This window comes from Amycolatopsis sp. lyj-346, from assembly GCF_046548975.1.
Lineage (GTDB): Bacteria > Actinomycetota > Actinomycetes > Mycobacteriales > Pseudonocardiaceae > Amycolatopsis.
Genome location: NZ_JAJPWT010000010.1, coordinates 144,539 through 159,661, shown reverse-complemented (window position 1 = coordinate 159,661; position 15,123 = coordinate 144,539). Strand labels below are relative to the sequence as shown.

The following is a 15,123-nucleotide window of genomic DNA, read 5'->3' as shown; positions in this document are numbered from 1 at the left end:
CCACGCCGGCCCGACGCGGGTCCACACAGCGAGAGATCACGCGCCGTCCAGAGCTCCGGACGGCGCGGCGGTACTGGGTTTTGGTGCCTGGTAAGAACTTCACGGCCGACGGCATCGGCCCCCCACTTGCACGATACCGGCAGGAGCGCCCAAACCGGTCCGTCCGTGCAGACAACATGGCGGACAGGGCGGCGTTGTCCGGCGGAATCGCCGCGGAAAAGCCGTCAGGCGGAGGAAAGTCCCGGGACCCGTCAGGCCGAAGCGGCCCCGGGGAAGCTGAGCGCGCCGAGCGCCCCGACCAGCGGGGCCAGCTCCGGCCGCGTCTCCGCCTCCGCCAGCGCCTCCGCCAGCGCCGTGTCGTGCGTCGGACGCGCCGCCGTCAGCAACGCCTGCCCCGCCGGCGTCACCTCCGTGTAAATTCCGCGGCGGTCGTCCGCGCACAGGTAGCGGGCCAGCAGCCCGCGGCCCTCGAGCCGCGCCACCAGGCGCGTCGTGGCGGACTGGCTGAGCACCACCGCGTTCGCGAGCTGGTTCATCCGGAGGTGGAAGCCGTCCTGGCGGGCCAGGACGTCCAGGACCGTGTACTCGCTCACCGACAGCTCGTGGTCGCGCTCGAGCGCTCGCTGCAGCCGGTCCTCGATCCGCGCGTGGAGCGCGGCCAGCGTGCGCCAGCCCTGCGCGCGGGCTTCGACGGCGTCGTCGTCCAGTGACACGGTTCACCTCTCCCCGGCTTGCGCACGCAGCCCGCCAAGTCGCAAGCTTGTGCAATATACGGCGTCTGCAACTATCTCGGACGCTTGTAGTTGCCAACGCCACCACTCTACTCCGGGAAGAAGGAAGTCCATGCCCGCCGCTCTGCTCGCACTGGCGATCAGCGCTTTCGGGATCGGCACCACCGAGTTCGTGATCATGGGCCTGCTGCCCGAGGTCGCGGCCGATTTCGGCGTTTCGATCCCGTCCGCAGGCCTGCTCATCTCCGGCTACGCGCTCGGCGTCGTCGTCGGCGCTCCCCTGCTCACCGCGCTCGCCTCACGCGTGCCGCGCAAGACCGTGCTGGTCGCCCTGATGGGCCTGTTCATCGCGGGCAACGTGCTCTCGGCGCTCGCGGGCAGCTACGGCCTGCTGATGACCGGGCGGGTCGTCGCGGCGCTGAGCCACGGCGCGTTCTTCGGCGTCGGCTCGGTCGTCGCCGCGTCGCTGGTCGCCCCGGCCAAGCAGGCCGGCGCCATCGCGCTGATGTTCAGCGGGCTGACCGTGGCGAACGTGCTCGGCGTGCCCGCCGGCACCGCGCTCGGACAGGCTTTCGGCTGGCGCTCGACGTTCTGGGTGGTCAGCGCCCTCGGCGTCGCCGGCGCCATCGGCATCCTCGCCCTCGTGCCGCACCGGGAACCGGCGCCGGGTGCGGGCCTGCGCGGTGAACTGGCCGTGTTCCGCCGCCCGCAGGTGTGGCTCGCGCTGGCGACGACCGCACTCGGCTTCGCCGGGGTGTTCGCGTCCTTCACCTACATCGCCCCGATGATGACCGAGGTCGCGGGCTTCTCCAGCGGCGCCGTCACTTGGCTGCTCGTGCTCTTCGGCGCCGGCCTGTTCGCCGGCAACCTGCTCGGCGGCAAGGCGGCCGACCGCAAGCTGATGCCCAGCCTCTACGTCATCCTCGCCGCACTGGCGCTCGTGCTGGTGGCGTTCGTCTTCACCGCGCACGCGAAGGTGCCCGCGGCGATCACGATCGTGCTGTTCGGTGCGGCCGGCTTCGCCACCGTGCCGCCGCTGCAGGCCCGCGTGATGGCCAAGGCCGAGGGCGCGCCGGCGCTGGCGTCGGCGGCGAACATCGCCGCGTTCAACCTCGGCAACGCCGGCGGTGCGTGGCTCGGCGGCCAGGCCGTCGACGCCGGCCTCGGCTACACCGCCCCCAGCTGGATCGGCGCCGTGCTCGCCGCGGCGGGCCTCGCCGTGGCGCTCGTCTCCGGACTGCTCGACCGCCGGGCCCCGGCTAGTTTCGAAGCCGGGGAACGGGTACTCGCCCGATGAACCACCCACCGAAAGGACCACTCGTGACCAGCGTGCCCGTCATCGAACTCAACAACGGCGTGCGGATGCCGCAGCTCGGCTACGGCGTGTTCCAGGTCCCGGACGACGAGACCGCGACCGCCGTGAAGGCCGCCATCGAAGCGGGCTACCGCAGCATCGACACCGCCGCCGTGTACGGCAACGAAAAGGGCGTCGGCCAGGCGATCGCCGAGTCCGGCATCGCCCGCGACGAACTGTTCGTCACCACCAAGCTGTGGAACGCGGCCCAGGGCTACGACTCGACGCTCGAGGCGTTCGACGAGAGCATGCGCAAGCTCGGCCTGGAGCAGCTGGACCTCTACCTGATCCACTGGCCGACCCCGGCGCGCGACAAGTACCTGGACACCTGGAGGGCGTTCGAGAAGCTCTACACCGACGGCCGGGTCCGCGCGATCGGCGTCTCCAACTTCCAGCCCACGCACCTCGAGCGCCTGCTCGACGTCGCCGAGATCGCCCCCGCCGTCAACCAGGTCGAGCTGCACCCGTACCTGCAGCAGCGCGAACTCCGCGAGTTCGACGCGAAGCAGGGCATCGCGACCGAGGCGTGGAGCCCGCTCGCCAAGGGCGGCAGCCTGCTCGGCGACCCGGTGGTGGCCGAACTGGCGGTGAAGCACAGCCGCACGCCCGCGCAGATCGTGCTGCGCTGGCACCTGCAGCTCGGCAACGTCGTGATCCCCAAGTCGGTCACGCCGTCCCGGATCGCGGAGAACTTTGACCTGTTCGGGTTCACCCTCACGGAGGAGGAAATGGAGTCGCTGACCCCGCTGGACCGCGGCGAGCGCACCGGCCCGGACCCGGACAGCTTCAACGCCGCCTGACCCGGCAAGGCCACCTTGAGGGACGCGGAGCCCTCAAGGTGGCCATCATGGCGCCGTGGTCACCGCGTGACGGCCCACAGCTCCCACGACCAGGTCGTGGGACGGCACTCGAACCGCACGAACCCGCCGGTCTGCACGTACCACTGACCGTCGGCGTAGCACTCGTACTCGTAGCCGGCCCCGTAGCTCCACTGGTACTTCAGGATTTGGCTGTCCCCCGCGCTCGCCGGCTGCGCGAACACGACCGTGGACGCCAGCGCGCCCATGACGGCAGCAGCCGCCGCGATCTTCTTCACCTGTCTGGCCCCCGTTTTCTCTTGGAACACGTGCGGGGACAAACAATCATGAAACGGGCCCGCCTGTCAGCCGAACGAGTGAATTCGACAGGGTGCCGACGGCCCACGCGCCTCACGGCTTGCGGGCGACTCCGCCCAGCGTGAGGAAGTTCAGCTCCCCGAGCGGGTGCAGCCGCGGGCCGTCCGGCCACCATTCGTGCAGGTAGACCAGTCCCGGCCGGAGCAGCTCGGTGCCCTCGAAGAACCCCGCGATCTGCTCGCGGGTGCGGTGGACGCTGCCCAGGCCGGTGCCCTGGAAGCTGGTCTCCAGCAGCCGCGCCAGCTCCTGGCGCGGGGAATCCTCGTCCGGGTCGAAGTGGTGCGTGAGCAGCAGGAACGACCCGGGCGCGAGCGCGTCGACGTACTGGGAAACGATCGACTTCGCGCGGTCGTAGTCGTCGATGTGGTGCACGATCGAGGTGAGGATCAGCGCCACCGGCCGCGTGAAGTCGAGGTACTCCTTGACGACCTCGTCGGCGAGGGTTTCGGCAGGCCGCGTCAGGTCGGCGCCGGTCACGTGGGTCAGGTAGTTCTCCTCGAGCAGCGCCCGGCCGTGCACCTGCACGACCGGGTCGTTGTCGACGTACACCACCTGCGCGTCCGGGTTGTACCGCTGGGCCACCTCGTGGGTGTTTTCCGCCGTCGGCATGCCGGAACCCAGGTCGAGGAACTGGTCGATGCCGCGTTTGCCGGCCAGGAACCGCACCGCGCGCACCAGCCAGTCGCGGTGCTCCTTCGCCATCGCCTGCGCGCCGGGCGCGATGGCCAGCAGCCGCCGCATCGCTTCGCGGTCCACCTCGTAGTGGTCGTGCCCGCCGAGGAGGGCGTCGGACAGCCGGGCCAGGCTCGCCTTGCTGAAATCGAGGGCGGCCGCACCGCCCTCGGTTCCGGACCGCAGGTCGCCAGGCGTCATCGGCTGCTCTCCCACTCTGCGCGTGGTGACGACCCCCTGCCCGGGTTCGCTCACCGTGTCCGGCAACGGACAGTGCTCAGGTTACGACATGGGGTTCACCAAGTGAACCGGACACAAGGGCCTTACCTGCCAGGGAGAACTACCCGAACCGCAGTTCTCGCCAGCTGCGTCCCCCATCCGTGGTCCGGTACACGGCGGAACCGCCTTCGGCGTCCGGCTGCCCGTCGACCACGACGCCGGTGCCGCGGCCGGGGAAGTCGAGATCGGTCAGCGCGAAGCCGCGGTCGGGCAGCTCGAACGTCGTCCAGGTGCGGCCGCCGTCGGCCGTGGTGTGCAGGAACCCGACGCCGCCGCCCACGGCCGCGACCGCCGCGGACGTCGGCGAGGCGGCGGCGAAGCCCTGGTTGATGCCGGCGAACGGCGCCGCGCCGTCGTCGTCGAACCGCGCGCCGAGCTGCGGCGCGTGCCGCAGCAGCCGCTCGGTCGAGCCCGGCCGCGGCGACCCGGGACCGCTGCTGCACAACGCCACGACCTGCCGTTCGCGGACCCCGGCGAGCGAGGCGACCGCTCCCTCCGGGCACGGCGGATCGGCCGGGGTGAACCGGGCGCCGTCGCGGGAGGTCCAGTACTGCTCGGTGCCGTAGTCCGCGCCGAGCGCGATCTGCAGGCCGCCGCCGACGGCCAGGTCGCCGTAGGTGAGGCTGCCGGTGACCGCGAACCCGGGCACCGGCACCAGCACCAGCACCGGCGAGCCGGCGGTCGCCGAGTACAGCCGCGTCGAGCCACGGCCCTCGCCGTAGGTGGTCAGCAGCGCGAAAACGCGGCCGCCGGTTTCGGCGATCTTCGAGAGGTAGTACGGCTCCCGCGCCCCGGCCAGGACGACCGGCTGCCAGGTCTTGCCGCCGTCGCGGGTCGTGCGCACGTGGACGCCGTCGCTGACGTACGCGACCCGGTCGCCGAAGGCCCTCAGCGCGACGTGGTTGTGGTTGTCCGGCAGCGGGACCGGCGGCGCGCCCAGCCGCCGCCAGTGCCGTCCGGCGTCGGTGGTGCCCAGCAGCGCCGGGCACCACGACTTCGCGCACGGCCAGTACCCCAGGACGTAGCCGGTGTCCGGACCGGTCCAGCTGGTCGACGCGGGTTGGAAACCCGGCGGGACCACCGTTCCTGCCGTTGCGGGCGAGGCGAAAGCGGCCAAGAGAGCGAAGACGGACACCAGCAGCGCACAGCGCCGGGGAGTTCTCATGATCACCTGACGCCCCGTGCGGGTCGGGGGTTGCCCACCCGCGCGCCGGTTGCGCCGCCCGGCTCAGCGCCGTGCGGCCAGCCGGGCGTCGAGCTCGGCGAGGTCGGCCACGAACCAGACGTCCTTGCCACGGTTCGATTCCCGCACGACGTCGCGGAACGCGGTGCTCGCTTCGATGTGCCCGCGGACGTCACCCAACAGGACCAGCCGGTAGCCGTACTGGACGACCTTCGAGAAGAAGTGCCCGATGAGCTTCTCGTGCATGTCGAAGAACCGGGCGGGGAACCGTCCGACCGGCACGACGATGACGTCGGCGCCGTGGCCGTAGGTGGCGCCGATCAGGTCGACGGCGTCCTGTTCGGTGTGCAGCTCGGGGCCTTCGGCGGGCTCGAACCACACCCCGGTGCCGTGGCGCCGGTCGATCACGATCGCTTCCCTGCCAGGAATCCGGCGGCGGCGCCGGCCCAGCCGGGCAGGAAGTGCCCGGCGTCTTCGGCCAGCCGGACGTCGGCGTCCGGGAGGGCTTCCCGCAGTTTCGCCGCCGCGTCCCGCTGGTCGAGGAGGACGTCACGGGCCCCGAAGTGCGCCTGCACCGGCATCACCAGTTCACGCAGGCGCTCGACCGGGAACACCGGGATCGCCTCCAGGCGCGGCTTGAAGTGCTCGAACGTGGCGAGGGTGAATTCGCCGACCGCGCGCCACCCCGGGTCGGCGGGGCTGCCCGCGGCGACCATGGCCAGCGACCGGCGCCGACCCCAGCCGCCGAGGAGGCCGTAGAACGCGAACTTGAGCAGCGGCGCGGTCCGGCGCCGTCCGATCCCCGACGGGTTGACCAACGCCAGCGCACCGGCCCGCTCGGGACGGCGGAGCGCGTAGTCCAGGGCCCACCAGCCGCCCAGCGAGGTGCCGAGGAAGGCCGCGCGCGGCAGTTCGAGCTCGTCGAGGACGTCGTCGAGCCACTCGGCGTAGGCCGGCGACCCGAGCGGGGGCCGCGCCCCGACGGTGCGGCCCGGCTCGCCGGGCGCGTCGACGGCGTACACCCGCAGCCGCCCGGCCAGCGTGGCGATGTCGGGCAGCCAGTGCGCGGCCGTGCCGCCGGAACCCTGCAGCGCGACGACCGGTGGCGCGTCCACCGGGCCGGACACCACGGCGAACGTGGCACCGAGCCGGGTGCCCAGCGTGCGCCGCGCGGACGGCACGGGCCAGCGGTCCAAGAGCGTGTCATAGCGTTCGCGGACCGCGCTCGCCCCGGCCGCCGAACGGTAGCCGGCGGTCACGTCAGGTTCTCCGTGATCGAGGCGACCCAGCGCAGCAGGTCGGCCCCCGCGGCCAGGTCGCCGAGCACGATGATCTTCATGGTGGCGCGCTCCCCGTCGTAGATGGTTTCGACGCGCAGGGGCCGCTCACCACCGTCCCGCGGCCCGTTCACCGAGGCCACGACCATGGTCGCGATCCGGTCGGCCGCCGCCCGGTCGACGCCGTCGATCTCGACGACGCCGGACAGCTCCGCGGCCGGGACCGCGGCCCGCTCGGCGACCGGCAGCCCGGTGAAGGCCGCCAGGTCCTCGGCCGTGATCCGGTACTGCTTGCCGATCCGGACCGCCTTCAGCCGCCCGTCCCGCACGTAGTTCCGGACCGTCCGGACGTGCAGGCCGAGCTTCGCGGCCACCTGTTCGACAGAGAAGACGTCCTGCGCCATAACCCTCCTTGCGTTCCTCAAACTACCCTATCACGGGCTTGTTAGGGAACTTTGAGGAGTAAAGGGTTCGCTCACCCGGGTGACGGGTATTTCCGAGTGTTGTTCCTGTTCGCCCAGATACGTCCACATCGGACAGTCGAAAGGACGGCGCCGACGATGCCGTATCCCCCGCCTCCGGAGCCGTACGGATCGCCGTACGAGCCCGCACCCACCGAAGAGATCGTGGAGCGCACCCACCCGCGCATCCGGGCCGTGCGCACGATCAACGCCCTCATCCACCTCGTCTGCGCGGTGTTCGCGCTGGTCCTGGCCGTGCACATCGTGCTGGTGCTGGGCGGGGCGAACTCGGCGAACGGCTTCGCGCACCTGATCTCGGAATGGTCGTCGGGCGTGTCACTCGGCCTGCGAAACCTCTTCACGCCGGACTCGGAGGGGCTGCGGACGTTCCTCAACGACGGCCTCGCCGCCGTCCTCTGGCTCATCATCGGCGCCATCCTGACCGACGCCATCACGCGGATCGGCGTACCCGGCCCGCGGCGCGTCTGGTACCGGCGCAGCTACCGCTGACGCACGAAAGGGCCTCCCCGAACCGGCCGGTTCGGGGAGGCCTTCGTTCGTGTCGGTCAGCTGTGGCCGGTCAGCGTTGCGGCCGTTCGGCACCCGGCTGAACCGGCTCCGGCTCGGACTGGGGCACGGCCTGGTCGGCGGGCTCGCCGCCGCGGGGTGCGGGAACGCCCTCGGCGGCGATCGCGTCGAAGTGTTCACGGCACCAGCGGCCGTGGCGCCTTGCGTGCACAGTCATCGCGTCCACCTCCTCTCCACGGGCGATCCTCGACACACCCCAGCGTGCTCCGCCGAGGTGCCGAAAGCCAACAGATTTAAGCGGGACTTAACACACGATCGGGTGACGGTCCAACGTGGACGGTGGGATCACGCCGCGAACTCCCGCACGACCGCCTGGCAGAAGGCCGGCAGGTCGTCCGGGTTCCGGCTGGAAACCAGTCCGTTGTCCACTACGACCTCTTCGTCGACGACCGTGCCGCCGGCGTTACGGATGTCCGTCCGGATGCTCGGGTACGACGTCAGCGTGCGGCCACGCACGACATCCGCTTCGACGAGCGTCCACGGACCGTGGCAGATGACCCCCACCGGCTTGCCGGCCCGCACGAAGTCGCCGACGAACTTGACCGCGGCGGGGTCCGTGCGCAGGTTGTCGGGGTTCATGGTGCCGCCGGGCAGCAGCAGCGCGTCGAAGTCGCCGATTTCGACGTCGGCGACCTTCCGGTCCACCGAGAACCGGTCACCCTTGTCGATGTCGCCGTTCATCGCCTGGATTTCGCCGGTGTCCAGGGACACCAGCTCAACCGTCGCGCCCTCGTCGAGGACGGCCTGGCGCGGCTTCTCCAGCTCGATCTGTTCGACGCCGTCCGCGGCCAGGATCGCGACCCGGCGTCCTTGCAATGCGTTCGCCATGGGGCTCCTCCGTCGGTCGGAAACTGAGTGCACCGGGGTAATTACCCCCTCTTCACGGCATCAAACAAAGTCCACAAAGGACAGTAGGATCAGTCTCCACATTCGATGGCGAGCACAGCGATATCGTCGTGTGCGGAGCTGCCGAGCCAGTCGCGGACGGCCTGACGCAGCTGTCGCACGACCTCGCGGGCCGGCTCGCCCGCCGCCGCGGCGAGCACGGCGCGCAACCGGTCGTCTCCGAAGAGTTCCGTCTGCTCGTGACGGTTGCGGGCTTCGGTGATGCCGTCGGTGTAGAGGAGGCACACGTCGCCGCGCTCCAGCCGGACCTCGGCCTCGGCGAACCGGGCCTGCGGCGAGATGCCGACCAGCGTGCCCGGCACGGTGACCTCCTCGACCACCCCCGACCGGCGGACGATCAGCGGCGCCGGGTGGCCGCCGGAGGCCAGCGTCAGGCCGACGCCGCCGTCGGACGGCTTGGCCGTGCCGAGCACGAGGGTGGCGAACCGGCTGCTGCCCCCGGCGATGAGCAGCTCGTTGAGCAGCCGCAGCAGCGTGCGGCCGTCGCGTTCGACCATGGCGAGCGCGGTCAGTGCGTGCCGGACCCGGCCGGTCAATGCCGCGGCCTCCGGCCCCTTGCCGCAGACGTCGCCGAGCACCAGGAAGGCGCTGCCGTCGTCGTGGGGCAGGACGTCGAAGAAGTCGCCGCCGACGGCGAGGACCCCGCCCGCCGGCTCGTACCAGGTCTCGAACCGGGCGCCGTCGAGCGCCGGCGGATCGATCGGGCGCAGCGTCGTCTCCAGGCCGCGGGTGGCCTCTTCCTGCCGGGTGTAGCGCTGGACGTTGGCCAGCGCCGTCCCGGCCGCCGCGGCGAACCCGGCCACCGCGCGGGACTGCTCCGCGCCGAACTCGGCGTCGCCGCGCCGGCCCAGCAGCAGGGCGCCGGTGACCTCGGCGCTCACGCTCGGCCCGAGCGAGACGACCGAGACGTCGGTGTGCCCGGCGAACCGGTCGGCGACGACCGAAGGCAGCGTGGCGACCTCGGACACCGGCACGGGCGCCTGCTGCGGCGGCCCGGTGGCGCCGAACGTCGCCGCCAGCACCGGGGCGACCTGGGCCGGCACCCGCCGGATCCGGCCGTGGCCCTGCGCGGCCGGACGCTCGCAGCTCCACCACTCCCACCGGCCGCGGGTGGTCGGCAGCAGCACGAAGACGGTTTCGGCCAGCGCGGACGCGGCCAGCTCGGCAATCACCCTGGCGGTGCCGTGGCGCCCGCGCGCGGCGGCCAGCCGGGGACCGGTCTCGGCCAGGAAGTCGGCCACGCGCCGCGGCGGGACGTCGTCGGCGGGGACGGTCCAGGCGTGCCAGCCGCCGGGCAGGGCGCGGATCCGGGCGGAGCGGCGGTGGCCTGCCACTTCGAGGTGGCCGGCCACCGGTTCTGCGGGGGTCCGGGTGGCGGAGCCCCCGGCCCGGGGCGAAGCCCCGGAAGCCTCGGTGACGGCGCGCAGGTGTGGCTCGGCGTCGCCGGTCATCGCCCGCGCCGCGGGGTTCGCCCAGCGGACCACGCCCGCGGCGTCCTGCAGGAACACCGCGTCGCGGACGTCTTCGAGGACGGCCCGCCCGAAGGCGTCGAAACCCGGCGGCCCGCCGTCACCGGTCATCGGCGGCGGGGCCGCCGAAGCCGGGGCCGGACGTGACACCATGCACGGACCTCCTGCCTCCGGACTGCTGTCGCACGGCTACCGCGTGAGCGGGCGGGCTGGCTCGAAGTGTAGGGCGAAGCATGGCACGCTGGGTCGACGACCATGGCTGGCGCATGCGTGGTGGAGAGGGTCGGCACACATGACAACGGAATCCCAGAGCGAAGCGGCCGCGCTGGAGCGGGTGCTCGTGGCGGTGCGGGATCTCGGGGACGGCAACTTCCGCCGGCGGCTCGTGCCGCACGGCGACGGCATCTCGGCGCAGCTCGCCGTCGCGTTCAACGACATCGCCGAGCGCAACCAGCGGCTGGTCAGCGAGCTGCTGCGGGTCCGCGCGGCCGTCGGGCAGGAAGGCAGGCTCGGCGAGCGGCTCGAAGGCCAGGTCGGCCCCGGCGGCTGGACCACCGCCGTCGACGCCGTGAACGGCCTGGTCGAGGACCTCACCCGGCCGGCGATCGAGCTGGAGCGCGTGCTCGGCGGCGTCGCCGACGGCGACCTGTCCCAGCCGATGACGCTGACCCTCGACGGACGCCCGCTGCGGGGTGCGTACGCCACGCTGGCGAAGACGGTCAACGGCCTCATCGCGCAGCTGTCGCGCTTCGCCGCCGAAGTGACGAGGCTCTCCCGCGAGATCGCGGGTGAGGGACGTCTCGGCGGCCAGGCGGTCGTCCCGGGCGTGTCGGGCACCTGGCGCGACCTGACCGACTCGGTCAACTTCATGGCCGACAACCTCACCGAGCAGGTCCGCAACATCGCCCAGGTCACCACCGCCGTCGCGCGCGGCGACCTGACCCAGAAGATCAACGTCGACGCCCGCGGCGAGATCCTCGAGCTCAAGAACACCATCAACACGATGGTCGACCAGCTCTCGGCGTTCGCCGACGAGGTCACCCGCGTCTCCCGCGAGGTCGGTTCGGACGGCAAGCTCGGCGGCCAGGCCCAGGTGCCGGGCGTCGCCGGCACGTGGCGCGACCTCACCGACTCGGTCAACCTGATGGCCGACAACCTCACCGACCAGGTCCGCGGGATCTCCCAGGTGGCGACCGCGGTGGCCAGCGGCGACCTGACGAAGAAGATCGACGTCGACGCCCGCGGCGAGATCCTGCAGCTGAAGAACACGCTGAACACGATGGTCGACCAGCTCTCGGCGTTCGCCGGCGAAGTCACCCGCGTGGCGCGCGAGGTCGGCAGCGAGGGCAAGCTCGGCGGGCAGGCCGAGGTGCCCGGCGCGGCCGGGACGTGGCGCAGCCTCACCGACTCGGTCAACCAGATGGCCGACAACCTCACCGACCAGGTCCGCAACATTTCGCACGTCACCACGGCCGTGGCGAAGGGCGACCTGACGCAGAAGATCACCGTCGACGCCCGCGGCGAGTTCTTCGAACTCAAGACGACCATGAACACGATGGTCGACCAGCTGTCCGCGTTCGCGGACGAAGTCACCCGAGTGGCGCGCGAGGTCGGCACCGAGGGTCAGCTGGGCGGCCAGGCGCAGGTCCCCGGCGTCGCGGGCACCTGGCGCGACCTCACCGGGTCCGTGAACTTCATGGCGAACAACCTGACCACCCAGGTGCGCAACATCGCCCAGGTCGCCACGGCCGTCGCGCGCGGCGACCTGACCCAGAAGATCGCGGTGGACGCCCGCGGCGAGATCCTGGAACTCAAGAACACGCTGAACACGATGGTCGACCAGCTGTCCGCGTTCGCGGACGAAGTCACCCGAGTGGCGCGCGAAGTCGGCACCGAAGGCAAGCTCGGCGGCCAGGCCGCCGTGCCCGGCGTCGCCGGCACCTGGAAGGACCTGACCGACAACGTCAACTCGATGGCGAACAACCTGACCGACCAGGTCCGGAACATCGCCCAGGTGACGGCGGCGGTGGCGAAGGGCGACCTGACGCAGAAGATCACCGTCGACGCCCGCGGCGAGATCCTCGAGCTCAAGACGACGCTGAACACGATGGTGGACCAGCTGTCCGCGTTCGCGGACGAAGTCACCCGCGTGGCGCGCGAAGTCGGCACCGAAGGCATCCTCGGCGGCCAGGCCCGCGTCCGCGGCGTCGCGGGCACGTGGAAGGACCTCACCGACAACGTCAACGTCATGGCCGACAACCTGACCGACCAGGTGCGCAACATCGCCACGGTGGCGAGCGCGGTGGCCAACGGCGACCTGTCGAAGAAGATCCGCATCGAGGCCCAGGGCGAGGTCGCGGCGCTGGCCGAGACGCTGAACGGCATGGTGGAGACGCTGCGCGCGTTCGCCGACGAGGTCACCCGCGTCGCCCGCGAGGTCGGCACCGAAGGCATCCTCGGTGGTCAGGCCCGCGTCCCGGGTGTCGCCGGGACCTGGAAGGACCTGACGGAGAACGTCAACTTCATGGCGCACAACCTGACCAGCCAGGTGCGCAACATCTCCCAGGTGACCACGGCGGTCGCCAAGGGCGACCTGACCAAGAAGATCGACGTCGACGCCCGCGGCGAGATCCTGGAGCTCAAGACCACGATGAACACGATGGTCGACCAGCTCTCGGCGTTCGCCTCCGAGGTCACGCGCGTGGCGCGCGAGGTCGGCACCGAGGGCAAGCTGGGCGGCCAGGCCGAGGTCGACGGCGTGTCCGGCACCTGGCAGCGGCTCACCGAGAGCGTGAACCAGCTGGCCGGGAACCTGACCACCCAGGTCCGCGCGATCGCCCAGGTGGCCACCGCGGTGACCGCGGGCGACCTGACCCGGCACATCACGGTCGACGCGTCCGGCGAGGTCGCCGACCTCAAGGACAACATCAACCAGATGATCGCGAACCTCAAGCAGACGACGAGGACCAACCGCGAGCAGGACTGGCTGAAGACGAACCTCGCCCAGCTGTCGGGCCGGATGCAGGGGCACCGCGACCTGGTGTCGGTCGCGGCGCTGATCCTGTCCGAGCTGGCCCCCCTGGTCCGGGCCCAGCAAGGTGCGTTCTTCCTGGCCCGCGACGACGACCGCGACGGGACGGTGCTCGAGTGCATCGCCGCGTACGGGCTCGCGCAGTCCCGCGCGGGGCTGCGGTTCGCGATGGGCGAGTCGCTGATCGGCCAGGCCGCCGTCGACCAGCGGACGGTCCTCGTCCACAACGCGCCGCCGGAGTACGCGCTCATCTCGTCCGGGCTCGGCTCGGCCGCGCCGGTGAACCTGATCGTGCTGCCGGTGCTGTTCCAGGGCGAGGTCCTCGGGGTGCTGGAGCTGGCGTCGGTGAACGAGTTCAGCACCGTCCACCAGGACCTGCTGGAGCAGCTCCGGCACACGATCGGCGTCAACGTGAACACGATCCTGTCGAACTCGCGGACCGAGGCGCTGCTCACCGAGTCCCAGCGGCTGGCGCAGGAGCTGCGGGCACGGTCCGAGCAGCTGCAGGCCCAGCAGGGCGAGCTGCGGCGGTCCAACACCGAGCTGGCCGAGAAGGCCGCGCTGCTGGCCCAGCAGAACCGCGACATCGAGGTCAAGAACAGCGAGATCGAGCAGGCGCGTCAGGAGCTCGAGGAGCGCGCCGGGCAGCTGACGGTGGCGTCGCAGTACAAGACCGAGTTCATGGCGAACATGTCGCACGAGCTGCGGACGCCGCTGAACAGCGCGTTGATCCTGGCGAAGCTGCTGTCGGAGAACCCGGAAGGGAACCTGACGGAGAAGCAGATCCAGTTCGGGAAGACCATCTACGCGGCCTGCTCGGACCTGCAGCAGCTGATCAACGACATACTGGACCTGGCGAAGGTCGAGGCGGGCCGGCTGGACATGCAGATGTCCGACATCACGCTGCCGGAGCTGGTGGACTACGTCGAGTCGCTGTGCCGCCCGCTGACCGCGGACAAGGGCCTCGAGTTCGCCGTCCACATCGACCCGCCGGTGCCGGGCAGCGTCCACACCGACGAGCACCGGCTCCAGCAGATCCTGCGCAACCTGCTGTCGAACGCGGCGAAGTTCACCGACGAGGGCAGCGTCCGGCTGCACATCCGGGCGGCGGACCCGGCGGAGGTGGAGCAGGAGGCGCTGCGGAACGCACCGGGCATCATCGCGTTCGCGGTCGAGGACACCGGGATAGGGATCCCGGAGGAGAAGCTGGCGGTCATCTTCGAGGCGTTCCGCCAGGCGGACGGCACGACGAGCCGCAAGTACGGCGGCACGGGTCTCGGGTTGAACATCAGCCAGCAGCTGACGGAGCTGCTGGGCGGCGAGCTGCGCGTGATGAGCGAACCGGGCGTCGGCTCGACGTTCACCCTGTACCTCCCGGTGGCGGCGGCCAACCTGGTGGACCCGGCGGTGACGGCGTTGTCTTCGCCCCGCCTCCCCCCGGTCCCGAGCACGGTCCTGGTGGCGGCCCCGGACGTCACGCCCAAGCGCTTCCACGGCGAGAAGGTCCTCATCGTCGACGACGACCTGCGGAACGTGTTCGCCCTGGCCGCGGTCCTGGAGCAGGCCGGCCTGGACGTGATCTACGCGGAGACGGGCGTGGACGGCATCCGGGCCCTGGAGCGCAACGAGGACACGGCGCTGGTCCTGATGGACGTGATGATGCCGGAGCTCGACGGCAACGCCACGATCGCGGCGATCCGCGCCGAGGCGGCCAACGCGGACCTGCCGGTGATCGCGGTAACGGCCAAGGCCACGGCCGAGGACCGGGCGAGGACGTTGGCCAGCGGCGCGGACGACTACATCACGAAGCCGGTGGACACGGACAAGCTGCTGGACGTGATCGCGGCATCCCTGGAGGCGGACGCCGCATCGACCCGCGACGCCGCCTCTTCGGCCGGCTGGCCTGCTGGAGCGGGTGACGGGAATCGAACCCGCGTAGCTAGTTTGGAAGACTAGGGCTCTACCATTGAGCTACACCCGCGTGCCCCCGGAAGTAC

14 protein-coding genes and 1 tRNA gene are annotated in these 15,123 nt (G+C 71.3%); 4 read left to right on the top strand and 11 right to left on the bottom strand.

Annotated features, from left to right (window positions below):
• Positions 1-251: 251 nt before the first annotated feature.
• Positions 252-713: a MarR family winged helix-turn-helix transcriptional regulator gene (locus ACLJQE_RS27495; protein ID WP_410642277.1), complete on the bottom strand. Its 462-nt coding sequence runs from the start codon at positions 711-713 to the stop codon at positions 252-254.
• Positions 714-843: 130 nt separating this feature from the next.
• Here ACLJQE_RS27495 and ACLJQE_RS27490 point away from each other — a divergent pair, with 130 nt between their 5' ends.
• Together ACLJQE_RS27490 and ACLJQE_RS27485 are read left to right on the top strand one after the other, a co-directional pair.
• On the top strand, positions 844-2,028 hold the full coding sequence (locus tag ACLJQE_RS27490) for an MFS transporter (RefSeq protein WP_410642276.1): 1,185 nt from the start codon (positions 844-846) through the stop codon (positions 2,026-2,028).
• A gap of 23 nt (positions 2,029-2,051) precedes the next feature.
• Positions 2,052-2,885: an aldo/keto reductase gene (locus tag ACLJQE_RS27485; protein ID WP_410642275.1), complete on the top strand. Its 834-nt coding sequence runs from the start codon at positions 2,052-2,054 to the stop codon at positions 2,883-2,885.
• Positions 2,886-2,944: 59 nt separating this feature from the next.
• Here the strand turns inward: ACLJQE_RS27485 and ACLJQE_RS27480 are convergent, their stop codons facing one another.
• The 6 genes from ACLJQE_RS27480 to ACLJQE_RS27455 form a co-directional block, all read right to left on the bottom strand.
• Positions 2,945-3,181: a hypothetical protein gene (locus ACLJQE_RS27480; protein ID WP_410642274.1), complete on the bottom strand. Its 237-nt coding sequence runs from the start codon at positions 3,179-3,181 to the stop codon at positions 2,945-2,947.
• 112 nt (positions 3,182-3,293) lie between these two features.
• Complete coding sequence (locus ACLJQE_RS27475; RefSeq protein ID WP_410642273.1) at positions 3,294-4,133, bottom strand: SAM-dependent methyltransferase; 840 nt, start codon at positions 4,131-4,133, stop codon at positions 3,294-3,296.
• 139 nt (positions 4,134-4,272) lie between these two features.
• A complete protein-coding gene (locus ACLJQE_RS27470) occupies positions 4,273-5,376 on the bottom strand; it encodes a hypothetical protein (protein ID WP_410642272.1) in 1,104 nt (367 codons plus the stop codon).
• 63 nt (positions 5,377-5,439) lie between these two features.
• Positions 5,440-5,802 (bottom strand): DUF4180 domain-containing protein, encoded by a 363-nt coding sequence (locus tag ACLJQE_RS27465; RefSeq protein ID WP_410642271.1) that lies wholly within the window; start codon positions 5,800-5,802, stop codon positions 5,440-5,442.
• Positions 5,799-6,653, bottom strand: a complete 855-nt coding sequence (locus ACLJQE_RS27460) for an alpha/beta fold hydrolase (RefSeq protein ID WP_410642270.1) — start codon at positions 6,651-6,653, stop codon at positions 5,799-5,801. The genes ACLJQE_RS27465 and ACLJQE_RS27460 overlap by 4 nt, the downstream gene beginning before the upstream one ends.
• On the bottom strand, positions 6,650-7,075 hold the full coding sequence (locus ACLJQE_RS27455) for a helix-turn-helix domain-containing protein (RefSeq protein ID WP_410642269.1): 426 nt from the start codon (positions 7,073-7,075) through the stop codon (positions 6,650-6,652). The genes ACLJQE_RS27460 and ACLJQE_RS27455 overlap by 4 nt, the downstream gene beginning before the upstream one ends.
• A gap of 156 nt (positions 7,076-7,231) precedes the next feature.
• Between ACLJQE_RS27455 and ACLJQE_RS27450 the strand changes: the two genes are divergently transcribed.
• Entirely contained in the window at positions 7,232-7,642 is a 411-nt protein-coding gene (locus tag ACLJQE_RS27450; protein ID WP_410642268.1) for a hypothetical protein, read from the top strand.
• 70 nt (positions 7,643-7,712) lie between these two features.
• Here ACLJQE_RS27450 and ACLJQE_RS27445 read toward each other — a convergent pair whose 3' ends face one another.
• The 3 genes from ACLJQE_RS27445 to ACLJQE_RS27435 form a co-directional block, all read right to left on the bottom strand.
• Positions 7,713-7,877 carry a hypothetical protein gene (locus tag ACLJQE_RS27445; protein ID WP_410642267.1) on the bottom strand — a complete coding sequence of 55 codons (165 nt, stop codon included), beginning with the start codon at positions 7,875-7,877 and terminating at the stop codon, positions 7,713-7,715.
• Positions 7,878-8,005: 128 nt separating this feature from the next.
• On the bottom strand, positions 8,006-8,548 hold the full coding sequence (locus ACLJQE_RS27440; RefSeq protein ID WP_410642265.1) for a type 1 glutamine amidotransferase domain-containing protein: 543 nt from the start codon (positions 8,546-8,548) through the stop codon (positions 8,006-8,008).
• Positions 8,549-8,637: 89 nt separating this feature from the next.
• Positions 8,638-10,248, bottom strand: a complete 1,611-nt coding sequence (locus ACLJQE_RS27435; RefSeq protein WP_410642264.1) for a SpoIIE family protein phosphatase — start codon at positions 10,246-10,248, stop codon at positions 8,638-8,640.
• A gap of 139 nt (positions 10,249-10,387) precedes the next feature.
• On the opposite strand from ACLJQE_RS27435, the gene ACLJQE_RS27430 reads away from it, so the two are divergent.
• The gene (locus ACLJQE_RS27430) at positions 10,388-15,082 is read left to right on the top strand and encodes a HAMP domain-containing protein (RefSeq protein WP_410642481.1); all 4,695 of its coding nucleotides are present in this window, start codon (positions 10,388-10,390) and stop codon (positions 15,080-15,082) included.
• Here the strand turns inward: ACLJQE_RS27430 and ACLJQE_RS27425 are convergent.
• Positions 15,034-15,107, bottom strand: a tRNA-Gly gene (locus tag ACLJQE_RS27425). The genes ACLJQE_RS27430 and ACLJQE_RS27425 overlap by 49 nt on opposite strands.
• Between the last annotated feature and the right edge of the window lie 16 nt (positions 15,108-15,123).